15 protein-coding genes are annotated in these 17,062 nt (G+C 40.2%); 10 read left to right on the top strand and 5 right to left on the bottom strand.

From position 1 onward, the window contains the following. The first annotated feature begins 237 nt into the window (after positions 1-237). On the top strand, positions 238-2,046 hold the full coding sequence (locus G1O98_RS28905; RefSeq protein WP_163935384.1) for an ABC transporter ATP-binding protein: 1,809 nt from the start codon (positions 238-240) through the stop codon (positions 2,044-2,046). Between the two features lie 52 nt (positions 2,047-2,098). Continuing rightward, a complete protein-coding gene (locus tag G1O98_RS28900) occupies positions 2,099-2,527 on the top strand; it encodes a hypothetical protein (protein WP_163935382.1) in 429 nt (142 codons plus the stop codon). 65 nt (positions 2,528-2,592) lie between these two features. Here G1O98_RS28900 and G1O98_RS28895 read toward each other — a convergent pair whose 3' ends face one another. After that, complete coding sequence (locus tag G1O98_RS28895; RefSeq protein WP_163935379.1) at positions 2,593-4,116, bottom strand: hypothetical protein; 1,524 nt, start codon at positions 4,114-4,116, stop codon at positions 2,593-2,595. A 531-nt stretch (positions 4,117-4,647) separates the two neighbouring features. On the opposite strand from G1O98_RS28895, the gene G1O98_RS28890 reads away from it, so the two are divergent. Beyond that, the gene (locus G1O98_RS28890; RefSeq protein WP_163935376.1) at positions 4,648-5,241 is read left to right on the top strand and encodes an acyltransferase; all 594 of its coding nucleotides are present in this window, start codon (positions 4,648-4,650) and stop codon (positions 5,239-5,241) included. 47 nt (positions 5,242-5,288) lie between these two features. On the opposite strand, the gene G1O98_RS28885 is transcribed toward G1O98_RS28890, so the two are convergent. Next, positions 5,289-6,671: a cytochrome P450 gene (locus tag G1O98_RS28885; RefSeq protein ID WP_163935373.1), complete on the bottom strand. Its 1,383-nt coding sequence runs from the start codon at positions 6,669-6,671 to the stop codon at positions 5,289-5,291. Positions 6,672-6,924: 253 nt separating this feature from the next. Between G1O98_RS28885 and G1O98_RS28880 the strand changes: the two genes are divergently transcribed. Together G1O98_RS28880 and G1O98_RS28875 are read left to right on the top strand one after the other, a co-directional pair. Next, a complete protein-coding gene (locus G1O98_RS28880) occupies positions 6,925-7,557 on the top strand; it encodes a ParA family protein (RefSeq protein WP_012409272.1) in 633 nt (210 codons plus the stop codon). A gap of 2 nt (positions 7,558-7,559) precedes the next feature. Then, a complete protein-coding gene (locus tag G1O98_RS28875) occupies positions 7,560-8,180 on the top strand; it encodes a hypothetical protein (protein ID WP_163935370.1) in 621 nt (206 codons plus the stop codon). A gap of 124 nt (positions 8,181-8,304) precedes the next feature. Here G1O98_RS28875 and G1O98_RS28870 read toward each other — a convergent pair whose 3' ends face one another. After that, positions 8,305-9,192 (bottom strand): alpha/beta hydrolase, encoded by an 888-nt coding sequence (locus tag G1O98_RS28870; protein ID WP_163935367.1) that lies wholly within the window; start codon positions 9,190-9,192, stop codon positions 8,305-8,307. A gap of 268 nt (positions 9,193-9,460) precedes the next feature. Here G1O98_RS28870 and G1O98_RS28865 point away from each other — a divergent pair, with 268 nt between their 5' ends. The 5 genes from G1O98_RS28865 to G1O98_RS28845 all read left to right on the top strand — a co-directional run bounded on the left by G1O98_RS28865 (position 9,461) and on the right by G1O98_RS28845 (position 14,597). After that, on the top strand, positions 9,461-9,772 hold the full coding sequence (locus tag G1O98_RS28865) for a BMC domain-containing protein (protein WP_069069150.1): 312 nt from the start codon (positions 9,461-9,463) through the stop codon (positions 9,770-9,772). Positions 9,773-9,857: 85 nt separating this feature from the next. Continuing rightward, a complete protein-coding gene (locus G1O98_RS28860; protein ID WP_069069149.1) occupies positions 9,858-10,205 on the top strand; it encodes a carbon dioxide-concentrating mechanism protein CcmK in 348 nt (115 codons plus the stop codon). 844 nt (positions 10,206-11,049) lie between these two features. Continuing rightward, positions 11,050-12,237, top strand: coding sequence for a HetZ-related protein 2 (locus G1O98_RS28855; RefSeq protein ID WP_163935364.1), 1,188 nt, complete (start codon positions 11,050-11,052; stop codon positions 12,235-12,237). A 258-nt stretch (positions 12,238-12,495) separates the two neighbouring features. After that, the gene (locus tag G1O98_RS28850) at positions 12,496-13,713 is read left to right on the top strand and encodes a pilus assembly protein PilB (protein WP_163935360.1); all 1,218 of its coding nucleotides are present in this window, start codon (positions 12,496-12,498) and stop codon (positions 13,711-13,713) included. 200 nt (positions 13,714-13,913) lie between these two features. Continuing rightward, entirely contained in the window at positions 13,914-14,597 is a 684-nt protein-coding gene (locus tag G1O98_RS28845) for a Crp/Fnr family transcriptional regulator (protein ID WP_114081365.1), read from the top strand. A gap of 323 nt (positions 14,598-14,920) precedes the next feature. On the opposite strand, the gene G1O98_RS28840 is transcribed toward G1O98_RS28845, so the two are convergent. Further along, positions 14,921-15,985, bottom strand: coding sequence for a glycosyltransferase family 4 protein (locus G1O98_RS28840; RefSeq protein WP_345940603.1), 1,065 nt, complete (start codon positions 15,983-15,985; stop codon positions 14,921-14,923). Between the two features lie 120 nt (positions 15,986-16,105). Further along, complete coding sequence (locus G1O98_RS28835) at positions 16,106-16,849, bottom strand: methyltransferase domain-containing protein (RefSeq protein WP_163935353.1); 744 nt, start codon at positions 16,847-16,849, stop codon at positions 16,106-16,108. Between the last annotated feature and the right edge of the window lie 213 nt (positions 16,850-17,062).

The following is a 17,062-nucleotide window of genomic DNA, read 5'->3' as shown; positions in this document are numbered from 1 at the left end:
CTTTTTTACGGGGTATTTTGGGGTATATACCCCTATTTTGTTTTTCTATAAAGTTGTGTGAAAACCGTAGCCTTTATACGGGGCGGGTTCGGGGGGGGTAAAAAATATTTGATACATCAATCATGACTTTTAAAACATCCTCTCATCAGTCTGTCTGAATTAAGTCTTCAATCTTCAGATTCAGGACTCAAGACTTTGTTATGTGGTAATATCAACTGCACGAAACCGCAAAAAGCCGTGGCTACTGGATTAAAATCTCATCAGGTATCAAGAAGGCGTAAACATTCAACGCAGCCTCTCCAGCGTTTGCTTGAGTATGGACATCAGTATCGTAAACAAATTTGGCTAGCGACTACTTATTCTATCCTCAATAAATTTTTCGACTTGGCACCACCCGGCTTAATTGGCGTGGCAGTGGATGTAGTCGTTAAACAGCAGGATTCTATAATTGCCCAGTTAGGGGTACGCGATGTTTTTCAACAATTTTTGATTATTTCCTTCCTCACCGTCATCATTTGGATACTAGAATCTGTTTTTGAATACGCCTACGCTCGACTTTGGCGGAATTTGGCTCAGAATATTCAGCATGACTTGCGTTTGGATGCCTACAAACATTTGCAAGAGTTGGAATTGGCTTATTTTGAAGAACGCAGCACTGGTGGTTTAATGTCTGTCCTCAGTGATGATATTAACCAATTAGAGCGGTTTTTGGATGGAGGAGCAAATGATATTATCCAAGTTTCTGCAACTGTTCTAATTATTGGTGCTGCTTTCTTTATTTTGGCTCCTAGTGTAGCGTGGATGGCTTTGTCACCAATGCCATTTATCCTTTGGGGTTCCTTTGCTTACCAACGACTACTTGCGCCTCGCTACGCCGATGTCCGAGAAAAGGTAGGTTTCCTCAATTCGCGTTTGTCAAACAATATTAGTGGGATAACTACCATTAAAAGTTTCACTGCCGAAACTTATGAAGCCTCTCGTTTGGAATTAGATAGTGATGCTTATCGCCGCAGTAATGCCAAGGCAATTACTCTTTCTGCTGCTTTTGTACCGTTAATTCGAATGCTGATTTTGGTAGGTTTCACGGCATTACTCTTATATGGTGGGATGGCAGCAGTTTCTGGAGCCATGTCTGTAGGTACTTACAGCGTATTAGTGTTTTTAATCCAGCGCTTGCTGTGGCCTTTAACAAGATTAGGCGAAACTTTTGATCAATATCAACGAGCAATGGCTTCTACTAATCGAGTCATGAATTTGTTAGATTCTCCTATCGCCATTCATACAGGTGATGTGGCGTTACCTGTGAATGAAGTGCGCGGTGAAGTGCAATTTAAAAATGTTTATTTTGCTTATAAAGATAGATTTCCAGTAATTAAAAATTTGTCTTTGGATATTCCGGCGGGGAAAACCATTGCAATTGTTGGTTCAACGGGTTCTGGTAAAAGCACTTTAGTCAAACTTTTGTTGCGGTTATACGAAGTGCAAACAGGAAGCATTACTCTCGATGGCATTGATTTGCAAAGTTTGAATTTGCAAGATTTACGCCGTTGTATTGGTTTAGTGAGTCAAGATGTCTTTCTATTTCATGGCACTGTAGCAGAGAATATTGCTTATGGTAGCTTTGAGACTACAGAGCAAGAAATTATCACGGCGGCGAAGATAGCTGAGGCACACGAATTTATTATTAACTTGCCCCAAGGTTATGAGACAATTGTGGGGGAAAGAGGACAAAAGTTATCTGGTGGACAAAGACAACGGATTGCGATCGCACGCGCAGTCTTGAAGAATCCGCCCATTCTGATTTTAGATGAAGCTACCTCGGCGGTGGATAATGAGACAGAAGCAGCAATCCAGCGATCGCTAGAACGGATTACAGTAGATAGAACTACAATTGCGATCGCTCATCGTCTTTCCACTATCCGCAATGCCGATTGCATTTATGTCATGGAACATGGGAAATTAGTAGAGTCGGGCACTCATGAGCAATTGCTGGAGAAAGACGGTATTTATTCCGGCCTCTGGCGTGTACAGTCAGGCTTAAGATAACTTTCCCCCCTTCTTTGTGTTTTAATTACGAATTACGAATTACGAATTATTTATGTTTTTTGGTAATAGTCAACCAGAATCAGGTGATACTAAGTGGCGTCGCCAGTTGGATAAGTTTGTCAAAGCAAATCAGCAAGAGTTGGCGGCGCTGTTTTGGGGATTGTGGTTAGCAAATGGTGACAGTCAGGGTACTGTTGGTATTGATTTGCAACCAACGCCGCATTTTGTTTATTGTCCGAAAGAACAGATAGAGAATTTAAATATTAGAGTTGAGAATCGGCTTCAGGAAATTTTGGGAATTGTCGAGAATCACAAACCAGAAGTAGAAGTTGTGATGATTGGGATTGGGAAGGGGGAAATTAAGTTAATTCAGTTTGCACCGGAACCAGCGCCACCGATTTGTTTTGAGCAAGTTGGGAAGGATGTGGATGGGTTGTTGGATGTGTTGGAAGAGAGGATGAAGGAGGAAATTGTTTTTTAACGCAAAGGGACGCGGAGGGAAGCGCAGAGTATCGCGAAGGAAGATAAGAACTCTGCGCTTGTTGTTTAGTTGATTGCTTTGTGAAAGTCTGGGTAAATTAGATTTTCGGCACAATGCCAGATGATGTTAAATACGGCTTCGTAGCGATATGAACTGTTTTTGTAGAACTGTTTACTCAGATAACCTTTTAGGGTTGTGACTACTTGTGGTAAATGTTCTCTTTGGAGGATTTTTGTTAAACTATCAGCTATATCCAAGAGACAGGATTCATAGGATATCTGAATAGTGGGGCTGTTGTTGAAGCAGTTTTTATTGTCGTCATCTTGTTGAAAAATTAGAAGGAATTGGATCAGAGTAGGGATAACCTCGTTAAGTTTTTGTTTCACCAATTTGTTTTCTAGATCGAGTTGTTTTAAATTTTGAACTGCATCCGTCAAGATTGATTCATGTTGATACGGATTGCTTTCGCGTATTTGGCATAAAGTCGCCATCGCCTTTGGATTAACAGGATCAATTTTCAGTAGGTTTTGGATTGCATACAAACGTCCCGATTCATCTTGATTGGTTTCAAATATCTGATATAACATGCTAAGTGCTAACTTATTACCTGGATCAATTTCCAGTAGATATGTAGCCGCGTGATTTATAAGAGATATATTCGCAGAAGTTTCGAGAATGTGGACTAAACTCTTGAGTACAGCTGCATTACCAGGATCAATTTGCCACAAAGCTTGAGCTGCATCAAAACAGATTCTATCACCCTGGTTTATCTGTAAGAATTTGACGAGGGCTGCGATCGCAGTTTGATCGCCTACAGCAATTTTTCCCAATGCTGCGATCGCTTCGCAACAATTGTCCTTATTCAGTGTCGTCTCCATAAGGTAAACTAATGCAGCGATCGCGGTTTTATTTCCGTAGGCAATTTTCCCTAAAGTCCTAATTCCAACCGTGCAAATTTGCTGATCTGGTATCTTTTCGATATCGTTAACTAAAACAGCGATCGCAGTTTCATCACCAACGGCTATTGTGCCTAGACTATAACTTCTTGGACAGAATCCGTATCTATCCTCAGTAATTGGCATCAATGCCAAGGCTGCGATCGCACTTTTATTACCCGGATCGAGTGTTCCTAACTTTTCGGCTGCAACTCGGAGAATTGAACGACTTTCTGTAGTATGAACCAGATGGACAAAAGCAGCAATTACCCGTTTTCTGTCGGTTAATTCTAGGGTTTGTCTAGCTGTCTGCACCAATGGTTTTGGTAATATCTGCCAATCTCGCTTATCTTGCCGAAAATAGGCATAACTCCATTTGAGTAGCTGTTCTACAATTGCATCACCCAAACTAGATTCTGGGAACTGGGATAAAGCCTCAGCCGCCAAAAAATAGGCGCGATACCGATAAAAATCGCCGCAACCGTCATCAAAATCTATTAAAGCTTGGATAAAATCTTCTTTCTGCTGCTTATCTATATCCTTTTGGCTGAACCAGTGGAGAATCTCTGCTTTCCACTCCGGCTCAAAGATGCGGTAAGTGCCTTGATTTAAATTGCTGCGATCGTGGTTAAAGAAATAGTGCCAATCATGCATTGCCTCCTACCCACTTCGAGATGTGGGACGAAAGGGACTTTAATGAATATTGCTACATCAGTTTGCCTTCTGTCAAGTCTAAACGTAATGAGGAACTGTAAAGTTTTCCGTCTTATGACTTTAGTAACACGTGTTTCAGGGGTCATAATCGCAGGTTAATTTGTGCATTAGAGTAGCTTTTCCCAAAACTCAGAAAGTCTTGCAAGACTGATGATCTGCATAAATTTGTAATGAGAAGTATTTTTTGGTCGGGTAGTAGATAATCTTAGCAAATTGCGAAGTTATTATGTATTGCCTAAACAAATTTTAGAGAACCGGTATTCAGACGCGAGAAAATACTCTAATTAGGGAAACCTAATAAATTAGGACTTACGCAATAACTATCTCAAACTCTTATTCCTTTGCGTCCTTTGCGGTTCGTTTTTTCATTATTTTGCGTAAGTCCTGTAAATGTGAAGAGTGCTAAAGTATCTGCGTCGTTTTCCCTCCCTGCTTGAAAGCCAGAGTTTTCCTGAACTTTTATGAGGTTTTATGAAAAAGATCAAAAATAAAATTACAAATAAATTAGAGCGGCTATTGGAACAGTGGTTAATACCTCGTCTAGTACGCTGGGGAGAATATTTAGAAACCAAAATCAGGCGCTACAAGCATCAAGAACTGAAAAGTCAATTAAAATTTTGTGGCTCAGGTTTACGATTTAAGCGAGATATTAAAATTGACCATCCACAAAATGTCTCTTTGGGAAATAAAGTCTATATCGGCCCAGATGTCTTATTAGATGGTCGTGGGGGAATCACAATTGGCGACAACACCACGCTTGGATTTAATGTTATTATCCTCTCTGCAAATCACGACTATCAAAGTAATGATTTGCCTTATGAACATAATGTCTACATCCATAAACCTGTTGTCATCGGCCGCAATGTTTGGATTGGCGGAAATGTCTTAATTATTCCGGGAATTACTATTGGAGATGGTGCAATTGTGGCGGCTGGTACGGTTGTAACTGCTAATGTGGAACCTTTAGCAATTGTTGGGAATCAACCGATGAGAATAATTAAATACCGCGATAAAGAACATTATGAACAACTCGCTAACAAGCAAGAAAATCAGGATATCTCGTAATTATTACAAAATAGTAGGGTGGGGATTAAAATGCCCACCCTACTTGCCTAAACTAAGGCTGGCGTATTTGCACGCTTGACTTGAGGTGTAGCAACCATACGCATTCCGGCCGGTGTAGCGACAGTTAATCCACGGCGTACAGGACGCACAGGACGTTTATTAACTAGCGATACTTGAAAGTCAGATAGAACAGTTGCTAAGACAATTTTCATTTCATACTGGGCAAATGCCATCCCAATACAGCGACGATTACCGCCACCAAAGGGTAAATATTCATAAGGTGAATATTGTCTTTCTAAAAAGCGTTCTGGTTTAAACTGCTTGGATCGTGGATAAACTTCTTCTCGATGATGCGCTAAATAAATACTGGGGATTATCACCGTTCCCTCTCGCAGTTCGTAGCCCATAATTTTAATTGGGGTTTTCACAATCCGGGGGAAAGCAGTCATGACAATTGGGTAAATTCGTAGTGTTTCTTGGCAAACTGCTGTCAAATAGGGCAATCTACCTACACTACTCAAATCGTGGTTAACTCCAATGGTGTTGAGTTCCTCTAGCAACTTCTCACGCACCTCTGGTAAACGATCAATCCAGTAAAAAGCCCACGTCAATGACGAAGCAGTAGTTTCATGTCCCGCTACTAGCAGTGTCATTAACTCGTCATGTAATTCTTCATCTGACATCCCTTGACCATCGTCGTAACGAGCCGCCATCATCAAACTTAGGATATCTTGGCGATTTTGATCGGTTTGGGCCCGACGTTCTCGAAGTAAAGCATAAATCAGTCGATCAATTTTTTGCCGTTGTTGCAGAACCCAACCCCACGGACTCCACGCACCGAAATCTTTTTGCATGAACTGGAAAAAGAAGGCGCTGGACATTATGGGCGAACTTATAAAGTCTAGTAAGTCACTTAGCGATCGCCTTAGTTCTTCAAAAAGCTCTCCCTCATTCAAACCAAAGACAACCCGTAAGATAACACGCAAGGTAATTTCCTGCATCGACTCACGGATCTTAAAAGGCTTGCCAATTTGCCATTCATGGCTCACCTGTTGGGTTATTTTCCGAATTTCCTCACCATAAGCCCGCATCCTTTCGCCATGAAAGGGGGGAGCTAAGAGTTGCCGTTGACGCTGGTGGCGATCGCCATCTGATAACATAAAGGAGCGATCGCCAAGTAAAAATCTTAGTCCTGTATTTCCCCTCCCAACCTCAAAATGCCTCGAATCAGCAGTAAAAATCTGCTCAAGTGCTTGGGGTTGACTAAAATACACAAGATGGTTATCAGAGCTAGTACTCCTGATGGTGAAAGTGTCGCCATAGGTTTTGGCAAAATCATCAACATATTTCACTGGCTGACTAATAAACTTGATCATCCTCAACCAGCGCGGGATTTGAGGCCCATCAGGTAGATTGTAAGTTGCTGTCATAGGAGTTTGTAGATTTGATGGCTTCTGAATTTTATTGTTACGACTGTTCATGTTACTTAGGGTTACAGAAAGCGGTATATTCATGATTGGGGACTAGAGACTGGAGACTGAGAACTGAAAAGAGAATAATAAAAACTCTTGTACAGACGCGATTCATCGCGTCTCTATTCCTAACTCAGCACTCAGCACTCCTAACTCAGCACGGGCTAAACGCCCCGCTAGCGCTAACAAGAGGCAGCATCGGAAGCAAGTAGTGCCAAAAATCATCGCTATTCTCAACGGTAAAGGAGGAGTCGGCAAAACGACTACCGCAGTCAATCTGGCTGCAAACTTTGCGAAGAAAAAAAAGGTGTTGCTGATTGATGCAGATATTCAAGGTTCTGCCAGCTGGTGGTTTGGGCGCAGTCAGCAGGGAATGGGATTTGATTTATCTCAAGAAACAGATCCTAAGCTTTTAAGTGATTTAGGAAAGATAACAGGTTACGATTTAGTAGTGGTGGATACGCCTCCCGCGCTGCGCTCTGAAGCATTAGTGGCGGTAGTTGCGATCGCAGATTATCTAGTTTTGCCTACACCCCCATCCGCAATGGATTTAGCTATCCTCGTGGAAACAGTCAAGGAAGCCGTCATCCCCGTGGGAACCCCCCATCGGGTACTGCTTACTAAAGTCGATACGCGCAGCATTGGGGAAGCGCTAGAAGCAAAAAACACTCTCACTAGATTAGGTATTCCTGCTTTTAATACCTTTATCCGTGCTTATAAGGCTCATGAACGAGCGGCGCTTGAGGGTGTAGCGATCGCTCAATGGCGAGGAAGTAATGCACGAGAGGCGGAGTTAGACTACCGTCGTGCAGCTGATGAATTACAGCGTGATTGGAGAAAATAATAATGGCTAGGAAACAAAGTCTCTCTGACTTACTACAAGAAGAGGCACAAAAATTTACACCCCCAGAAGGTGAATCTGCGATCGAAGTTACAGCACAAGCAATTACCGAAGAACAGGCTTCATCTGATGAAGAATCCTCAGCACAAACATCTGAGCCAAATTCTACTAAGCGTACAAGCCCAACTAAAGCTGATTTAGAAGCAACTGTCAAAGAATTAACAAGTAATCTAGAAAAAAGCCATAAAAAGGAAGCATCTCTAGGGCAAGAAATTGCTGATTTGCAATCAAAATTATCTAAACAACAAACATTAGCATCGGAACACAAATTATTAGCGCAACAGGTAACAAAAGAACTTGAAGAGACCAAAAAAACAGCACTGCAACTTGCAGAAGCAAATTCCAAGCTTATAGAAGAAATTAATGCCTTAAAACAAACAGCAGAAGATAATTCTAAAAAACTTGTTGTCAAAGAAAGTACTGCTATCAAACCAGTCAAAGACCATTACAATCCACTTAACTACAAAAAATCACATCGTTCATCGGAAACGTTAGCTCAAAATCAACCACAAAATCAACCAAATGAGTATCCTGATAGTTCTAATGAGATGTGGTTACTTGACTAGAGTTGATATCAGTTCTTTGTGAAACTGCACAAAATCAGGTTTTGTAAAACAAGGGGCTTAAGCTCCTTGTTCTATAGCAACCCCACAGGTAATCGATATTATACTTAGTAAATAACAAACTGCTTTAAACTCGAAAGGTTAAAATATGCTGCGCGGTGATTTGTGCTTGTTCCAAGTGTGGGAGATGACCACAATCTTGAATCCAGATGAGATTGCTGTGTGGAATTGCACTTTTAAACTTTGTGGCATCCTTAGTACCCAAAATCTTATCGGAATCGCCCCACAAAATTAGTGTTGGTTGCACAATTTTTGATAAGATATCAAATCTAAAAGCACTGTAACCACCACTTTTAGTAAAAGCAATCAAAGCTTGATTCCAACTGGGCATTTGTAGATGTAATGCACCACAACATAAAGCATCGACAGAAGCAAGAGTTTGATTTTTATATCCAATGCGAGAAACGCGATCGCGCACCTTTAGATTACTCAAAAATTGAGTTGCGAAATAGTCCAATGGGGGAAACATGAATTTACTTAACGGTGAACCACCAGCTAACCCTGCACTATCAATTAACACCAGCTTTTTTACAACTTCCGGGTAAGTCAGCGTAAAATCAATCGCCGTCGCACCCCCCATCGAAGCGCCTACTAAAATTACAGGTTGGTTAATTAAGCTTTTCCAGAAATAATAAAGATGGGTTTTAATCGCAGTTGGGCTATAAGCAATTTCTGAGAGTCTATCTGTAAACCCAAAACCCAACAAATCCACAGCCCACGTTTCATTATCTCTAGAGAGTAGTGGCAAAAGCCGCCGAAATTCTAATACAGAACTGTCAAAGCCGTGAATTAATAAAATAGGAGTTCCACCACTCCCTTGCTTGACATAAGTTGTGGTAACTGGTTGATTAATTAAAGGAGTAGCGATCGCAGCAGTTTGAATCCTCTGAGCTAGTGCGATCGAGGCAGATTCTGTCAGTTGCCCAACTGCTTTAGGGAGAAAATTCGGAAACATAAATTTCAGTTTATCGTACTAGCTTGCTTTGGCGCATCGCTGATTTTGTTAAACAACAAAATTACCCAAACTAATCTGCTCAAGTATTATTTGTAATACATAAAACATAGTTTAGTGGCTAATCAAAATATTCTAACTCTTGTAAAGACGCGATTAATCGCGTCTCTCCTAATTCCCACCACCAAAGAAAATTTTGCAAAATGTCAAAATTGGGACTAAAGCCACGTACAATTGATATCGCCTATCCCTTATTCCAGGAGCTAATGCCATGCCAATGGCGGTTGGCGTAATTGAAACTTTAGGTTTTCCTAGTGTTTTAGCCGCAGCAGATGCAATGGTCAAAGCTGCCGCAGTCACGATTGTGTATTATGGTCAAGCTGAAAGCGCTCGTTTGTTAGTCGCCGTCCGGGGACACGTTTCTGAAGTCAATAGAGCTGTTGAAGCCGGAATCGTAGCTGGAGAGCAAGTCAAGGTTGGTACAGTAATTACCTACTACGTTGTTCCTAATCCCCCGGAAAATGTGGAAACCATATTGCCAATCCATTTCACTGAAGAATCAGAACCTTTCCGTATGTTCTAAGCAATTTTGCTATCAAAATCTGTAGCGAAGCTTCGTACAATTAACTCGTAGTCCCCATATCGTTTATTCATACAGGAGATTAATAATGTCATTACAGGCAGTTGGAGCACTTGAAACGAAAGGTTTTCCTGCGGTGCTAGCAGCAGCAGATGCAATGGTAAAAGCTGGTCGAGTTACCCTTGTTGGTTATATCAGAGTAGGTAGCGCTCGCTTTACAGTTAATATTCGGGGCGATGTTTCTGAAGTAAAAGCTGCTATGGCTGCTGGTGTTGAAGCCGCAGAAAATGTTTTTGGCGGTACACTCGAATCCTGGGTAATTATTGCTCGTCCCCATGAAAACGTTGAAGCTGTTCTGCCAATTGGTTATACAGAACAAGTCCAAGGGTATCGAGAATCTGTAGAAAATCCGATTGTTAGATCGAACAATCGATAGATTCAACCCTCTGCGGGGAAATTCAAAACGAAGAATCCCCACAAATGAATTTATTGAGATATCTATTGTAAGGCTTCTGAACATTAAAGCTTTTGAGGGTTGCATTCTTTCTGTTTTTAGATTTTGCATAAGTTGAATTTTTAAGCAGAGGGAAAGCAAAAATCAGAGTCAATAGTCAAAATCAATATTGACTGTTGACTATTCATTTTTACTAATTTAAACGTTTTATATAACACCTTACTAAATATCCTTTTAAACACTAATTTACGTATATATATTTAGATAAAATAAAAATATGTTAAGAAATTTAACTTAATACTATTCAGTTAAAGCTCGCTCCTCCTCCCTAATTCCCCTTGAAAGGACGGAATTAAGCTCATTTTAAGAGGGTCGGAGGGCTCTTATAGAGCAAAATCTTATGAACACCAAGCGTATTAAGATTTAACTAAGTATTTGCCTACGTAAGGGATTGTAAAGGGTTGAAACTTATACGGGTGAAATAACGTCTGACAGTGAGTTAAATTAGATTCGTTCCTTGTATCTGTTACAAAATATCAGATTTCCCCGACCCATCTCGTGCAAAGGTGTATCCTCACCACTGCTAGGCAGATTTCTGTTCTTAGTTAAAAAACATAACTTTACAAAAAGCTTAAATTTAGATATTTGCTCTAAATGCTTCATTTACAAGGGTTTTGGGTATTTTGGAATTGAAAGGAAAACATCAATGTGGAAATTCCTGCATAATTTTAGTGAATTAAGACGTAATAAGAGTAGAAACACTGAGCTATTTTCATGAAACTCATGAAATCTGGGGCAGCTGCCAGTTAACAATTAGGTGGGATAAATGGGGGTTGTGATGCAAACTTCAAAATTGAGTTTCGAGGAATGCAATCTCAGTATGACAACAGATATGGAAAAACTGGCTTTAGATTGGCAAAAGCGCTTGGCTACTGAATGTCCAGAGCAAAATGAAGCTGCTAGGCAAAGTATTATTCTCTGGCTATTTGGATCTGACTCAAAACGGTTTGATCTGTTAAACCCGAAGGAACTTGAGATCGCCAAACAAGCGATGGAATATCGCTGGAGGATTTTACGTCAACGTTATTTGGGGTTTGGGCGAGAACGTGCTTATCGCAACTTGATAACGCGACTAGGGAGTTTAGTGACATTACGGAATAAAATTCAGACTTGGGTTTCCCTCAGCCGCGATCGCCAGCGCAGTGTGATGGATGTATTGCAAGAAGTACTCCAAGAATTACTGCAAACAGATGCCTATATGCAAAAACAAATGGCCGATCTTGCCAAATATACAAGCGATAGGCGATTGGCAGATGCTCTGCTATTTGCCAGTGTAGAAGAATATTGTCTGCGACCAGTACGCAATCAACCCTTATTAGCTTATCGGTTTGTAAATTACTTGCGTCGCACTCAGCGCGGTGGCTTAACCCAAGTGCCGGGTCGTGACATGATTAGACTGGTGTCAGAAGAAGTCCTCACCGACGACAGTGACAATCGAGTTAACTTAGTAGATAGTCAGGCGATCGCAGAATATCAAGAAACACAACAACTAGAAGAACAACAAGTCCTACGTCAGTCCGTCCAAAAAGAATTTGAAAATTATTTACAAGAAAATCTGGGAAAAGACGCAGTAGAATGGCTACGACTGTATCTGCAAGGTAAGTCCCAAGAAGAGATCGCCCAAAAACTGGATAAGCAGACTAAAGAAGTCTACCGGCTGCGAGAAAAAATTAGTTACCATGCTGTGCGTGTTTTTGCCCTCAAAAATAAACCAGAGCTAGTAGACAGCTGGCTCTCAATTTCCTTACAAGAACATAATTTAGGGTTAACGCAAAACCAATGGCAACAACTTGATGAAAAATTGACTCCTCTAGGGCGGCAGATATTAGATTTGCGGAAAGCAGGTAACTCAATAGAAGCAATAGCTCAACAGTTAAAACTCAAAACCCATCAAGTATTAGGCGAATGGACAAAAATTTATCTTGCAGCCCAAGCTTTAAGAACCCAAGAGTAGCCAATTCAGGCGGCGGGAGACAAGGCAAATGGGGAGTGGCGAAGTGGAGGAGTAGGGGATTAGGGTAAGAAGAAGTATTAATTATTTGCCCAATGCCCAATCCTCAGTATTATCCCCAATCTATCATCTAAAATTCATCTTCTACTTACGTCTACTTAAGTATATATAATTGAAATTTTAACAATCAAACAAAGTATCTTTATTAACTACTTACTCAATTAGAGGCAAAATATAAATAAACACCACGCAATCAAACCTATGTTGTCTTCCGAGGGCGAACTAAATGATACCGCAGCAAATGCACAGCAAATCCTAACTGCCACTCAAACTAGATGGGAGGAAGGAGGGGAACGCGAGCAAATGTTCCAACTAATTGATAATCTTTTATCCTTTGAAGCTTGCCTCTACCATCAGATTTTGCCCTTGGGATTAGAAGACAAAAACCTCTTGCTAGGTATGGTTTATCCACAAGACAGTGAGGCACTAGATTATGTAGGTCGCATTTTGTCTTATATCAATTGCACGATGGTGATTGAGGCGATCGCAAGCGACTCTCACCGCAGAATATTATCAGCCTACCTCAACCACAAGAATACATCTCAGCTAGACGCAAAACTTGTGCATGAGTCAACAGAGGACTTTCCCCAACACAATGCTGACAAACCTATTCCCTCTGTAAATGCCGACTCAGAATCAAATCAGCACCCCCTATTGATGGCGTTTCAGACACAAAAGCGTCAACATTCTGGACAGCGTGTAGACTTGCCTCCTATCCCAGAGCTAGATCAATCATCTCAAACTCTAAGGAGTCAAGAAGGCGAGACATCCGTTACAGTAGCAAACAATCTACCTATTTTGCCTACACAAATTCCTGAATTACTTACTTCCATTGAGTTGCTGCCAACACTACCACCCAAAAAATTACTAGAGGAATTACTAGGGCGAATTCTGGGTGGGGGAATAGGTCGGCTGTATTTAGAAAGACAAGCTTACGAAGGCAGGATACTGTGGAGTGATAATGGAATATTGCAGTCTGTGTTAGACCAGCTGCCGCTCTATGTTTTCCAAGGAGTACTGAACGAATTAAAGCGGTTTGCCTCCCTGCCTCTTACCACGCTTGCAGAACCAAAACAGGTAGAGAAGGAATATGTATATCAAAAAAACCGCTTGTTATTACGCTTGCGAGTTATGCCGGGAACCTATGGTGAAGAGGCAACACTCCAAGTCTTGCGGGGAGCAGCATTAAAATTCTATCAGCAACAACAATTGATGCGTCTGGGACGTGATGCTTTAGGAATTTCTCAGCAACTAAGTTTCAAATTACATGAACTACAAGAACGGCTTTTGTTGAATCCTATCCTTGACTCTCAGCAATCAGAGGCTTTAGCTACACTGAATCAATTAGTGAAAAATTTAGACCAACAGATCAAAATACTGGCAATACATAGCAATCCACCAACAGACAGCAAATTATAGGTCTGTCAGTGAAAGCGCTGATTTCGATCGCGTACATAATTGTTATGTTGTAATGAGACTTTAGACCGATCAACCTTATAAGGTTCATCTCAAATAAATACAAATTTTGCGATCGTACTCTGAGTAAGATTACGATTTAAACAAACTTATAGTATCAAAGTTAGTTTCCCGCTCTTGAATCCATTTGTTGCAAATATTTCATGCTAACTGAGGTTTTTAGTGAACTTTTCCCCTTGATGAGTACAGCCAACCCACAAACCTTAGAATGGCTGCTCAACGTTGCAATTGAACATGAATATCCATCGGGGCGAGCCGTTGTGATGGAAGATGCCTGGGGTAATGCCGTTTACTTCGTGGTTTCTGGTTGGGTCAAAGTCCGGCGTACTGTCGGAGACGATTCAGTAGCTTTGGCAATTTTTGGTCGTGGTGATTTTTTTGGAGAAATGGCAATTTTAGATGAATCTCCACGCTCAACCGATGTCATTGCCCTTTCACCCGTGAAGTTGCTTAGTATCTCCAGAGAGCGTTTTATTCAAATATTGTTTAAAGACCCACAGTTACATCACCGGATGCTGCAACTGATGGTGCGGCGATTGCGGCAAATTAACCAGCGATTACAAATGCGGTCTTCACCACCAGCAGTCAAACTCGCTCATACCCTAGTAACTTTAGGTGAAAGTTATGGTCAGGAATCAGACTTAGGAAGAGAAGTTTTTAACATTCCTTTTAAAGATTTAGCAGAGGTAACAGAAATCGGTGTTGAAGAAACCACCAAAATCATGGAAAAGCTGCATGAAAAAGGGTGGATCAAAATTGATAGCGCCAATAACATTACTTATCTTGTGAATTTCAAGCAGTTGATAAACTTGGCTGGCAAAGTGTGATTACTTTATCCGAGATAATCCATCATAGGTAGGGGTTGCTGAAAAAGAAAGAAAAGGTTGTACTGTCTTGGGAAATAAACAGTGTAATATACTTAGTCACAATATTGACTGCATCTTATGCTGTCGCGCATTCATCACCTAAATAATTGACGTAATTATCTCTTTCATCATCTGTAACTTTTTGATTACCTAGAATAACTTGAGATTTATCCCATGTTTTGGCGTAATTGTTCCAGAATTATTTATTAATTTCAACGTTGGATGGCTGCATTGGTAAATCCCGTTAGTCGTAGCGGTAATATCTAAATTGAACAAGATTAGTACTATATGAGCTTTTCAGAATTTTTTCTCAGAATTTCTTGAAACCACTCTTCAGTGCGATCGCCCATAGCTTCTAAAGAATATAGAGTTTCTGCTTGCTGGCGACAACTTTGTCGGTCAATTTCATCCAAATGCTTAATAGCTTCTACTAAACCTTGAACACTATCAGGTTCCACCAAAAAACCAGTTTTTCCTTCCTGGACAATTTCTGTTAAACCACCGCGACGATAAGCAATTAAAGGTACTCCACAAGCAAGCGCTTCTATTGCTACATTTCCAAATGCTTCTATCCAACGAGGAGTTACTAAAAGTGCTTGACATTTACCTAGCTCCTTTTGTAGCTCAAGCGTTGGTAAAAATCCTACATATTCTATAGGAGCATTAGGGTATTCTTGACAAATTTTTTCCCAATAAGATACATCCTGTTTTAATCCGAATATTTTCAATTTAATGCCAGTGATTTCTGCTGCTGCTACTGCATCTTCTAGCCCTTTCTCAGGAGCTATCCTACCTACCCACGCCAAGCTCTGAGTTGGTTTCTGGCAAAATTGATAAATAGATAAATCCATGCCATTTAACAGACAAATACACCGTTCTGCAAATGTGAAAGTAGCTGCCTGTGTTTGGCTGTGAACACCAATACTATCAGGAAAATTGATTGCTACTTGTTCAATAATCTCATCCATTACATCTGTCAAAGAACCCATACTGATCAGATGTGCGATCGGACAATTAAAAAATGGTGTTAAATAGAGTGGCAACCAATCATAAGCAAAATTAATAATCAAATCATAATCAGTTTGGACTTGACGAGCATAATCCCACATATTCGCTAAAACAGAATTTTTATGCAGCAAAATTGGATCGTTACGACTCTGATTTTGCGCTGGTATCTGTATTAGTTCACCGGGAATTTGTCTAATCGGTAATGAATTGCTGATAGATCCTTGCGGTGCAACAATTTCTAATTTATGTCCTCGCCGCAGCATCTCTGTAGCAATATTAGATAAAGTTAACTCTACTCCACCTCCCAATCCTGAACCTAGCGGGCCCATTGGAGTAGACATAAATAATAATTTATGGTACATTTCCGTCGTTAATCTATTTTTATCAACATCATTTTTTCAGCTAAATAACTTGTTTAGCGGGTTTCGCTATGGCTCCACCCAAAAAACATGTAATTAAATTCAACTTTGCTTGCGGTAGCAGCGAGTTGTAATTAAGTAAGGGTGAAAAACCTCTAAAAATTGACTCTGAAGTGTATTGAAAAATGTTTCTACTACTTTAGGCTCATCTAAATGGAAAGGAAATTCTTGATTAAAACCTTTAAAAAAATACCAATTCGCTATCATTTTACCTTCAGCATTTAAAGATTGATAAAATTCTAATAACTGCTGGCTAGGGTCTGGCAAATGTTCTAAAACATCAAAACACAAAATAGTATCAAATTTTTCTTTCGCGGGCATTTCAAGAGTACAAATTATTTTTTTATCCAGTCCCATTTTCTCTGCTCGATACTGAACAAAATCACGATTAATCGGATTTATATCATAATAAATAACTTGCTCCACTTGTGGACAAAGAGCAGCACCAAGGGCATGAGTTCCTATCCCTCCACCAAAATCTAACACTCTTCCTTGGGCACAATCTGCAATCAACTGCAACATATCTCCAATATAAGCATAACTTGATAGATGCCAAGCCCCCAATTCAAACAAGTAAAGTTCTCCTACTTTCTCACGATAGAAAGCAGTTGCTTCTTCCCAATTAAAATCTTTGCGTCCTAAATTTTTTATTTCCTCTTGTGCTGCTGTTAACTTTGTCTCGATGGTTTCTGGAGCTAAATTTAAAAAACCTTGTAAATGATGTTTGAAGTCAAATGAATTTTCTAAAAAGCTACTTAACAAAGAAGGCGCAGTAGAGTTTACCATAAAATTTATATCACAATGAAATCAACGTATTCTATTATAGAATAGATATATACCGCTTTGACTTATTAACACTTGTAAACATCGATAAAAAATGTAGTATATTTGAGCAATAGTTTCTAAAAAATAGGGATTTTCATGAAGATTGCCTTAGTTGCTGGAGGCTATATTCCTGCACCTCCCTTATCAAGTTCTATTTTGACTCTTATCCAAGAG

The sequence above is a fragment of the Nostoc sp. UIC 10630 genome (genome assembly GCF_010747425.1).
GTDB lineage: Bacteria > Cyanobacteriota > Cyanobacteriia > Cyanobacteriales > Nostocaceae > Nostoc.
The sequence above is the reverse complement of the archived record's forward strand: the minus strand, read 5'-3'. Positions and strand labels throughout refer to the sequence as shown.

Bases quoted from the DNA above. Each gene is read 5' to 3' on its own strand.
- G1O98_RS28900 (WP_163935382.1), top strand. From the start codon at position 2,099: ATGTTTTTTGGTAATAGTCAACCAGAATCAGGTGATACTAAGTGGCGT.
- G1O98_RS28895 (WP_163935379.1), bottom strand. From the start codon at position 4,116: ATGCATGATTGGCACTATTTCTTTAACCACGATCGCAGCAATTTAAAT.
- G1O98_RS28890 (WP_163935376.1), top strand. From the start codon at position 4,648: ATGAAAAAGATCAAAAATAAAATTACAAATAAATTAGAGCGGCTATTG.
- G1O98_RS28885 (WP_163935373.1), bottom strand. From the start codon at position 6,671: ATGACAGCAACTTACAATCTACCTGATGGGCCTCAAATCCCGCGCTGG.
- G1O98_RS28875 (WP_163935370.1), top strand. From the start codon at position 7,560: ATGGCTAGGAAACAAAGTCTCTCTGACTTACTACAAGAAGAGGCACAA.
- G1O98_RS28870 (WP_163935367.1), bottom strand. From the start codon at position 9,192: ATGTTTCCGAATTTTCTCCCTAAAGCAGTTGGGCAACTGACAGAATCT.
- G1O98_RS28865 (WP_069069150.1), top strand. From the start codon at position 9,461: ATGCCAATGGCGGTTGGCGTAATTGAAACTTTAGGTTTTCCTAGTGTT.
- G1O98_RS28860 (WP_069069149.1), top strand. From the start codon at position 9,858: ATGTCATTACAGGCAGTTGGAGCACTTGAAACGAAAGGTTTTCCTGCG.
- G1O98_RS28855 (WP_163935364.1), top strand. From the start codon at position 11,050: ATGGGGGTTGTGATGCAAACTTCAAAATTGAGTTTCGAGGAATGCAAT.
- G1O98_RS28850 (WP_163935360.1), top strand. From the start codon at position 12,496: ATGTTGTCTTCCGAGGGCGAACTAAATGATACCGCAGCAAATGCACAG.
- G1O98_RS28845 (WP_114081365.1), top strand. From the start codon at position 13,914: ATGCTAACTGAGGTTTTTAGTGAACTTTTCCCCTTGATGAGTACAGCC.
- G1O98_RS28840 (WP_345940603.1), bottom strand. From the start codon at position 15,985: ATGTCTACTCCAATGGGCCCGCTAGGTTCAGGATTGGGAGGTGGAGTA.
- G1O98_RS28835 (WP_163935353.1), bottom strand. From the start codon at position 16,849: ATGGTAAACTCTACTGCGCCTTCTTTGTTAAGTAGCTTTTTAGAAAAT.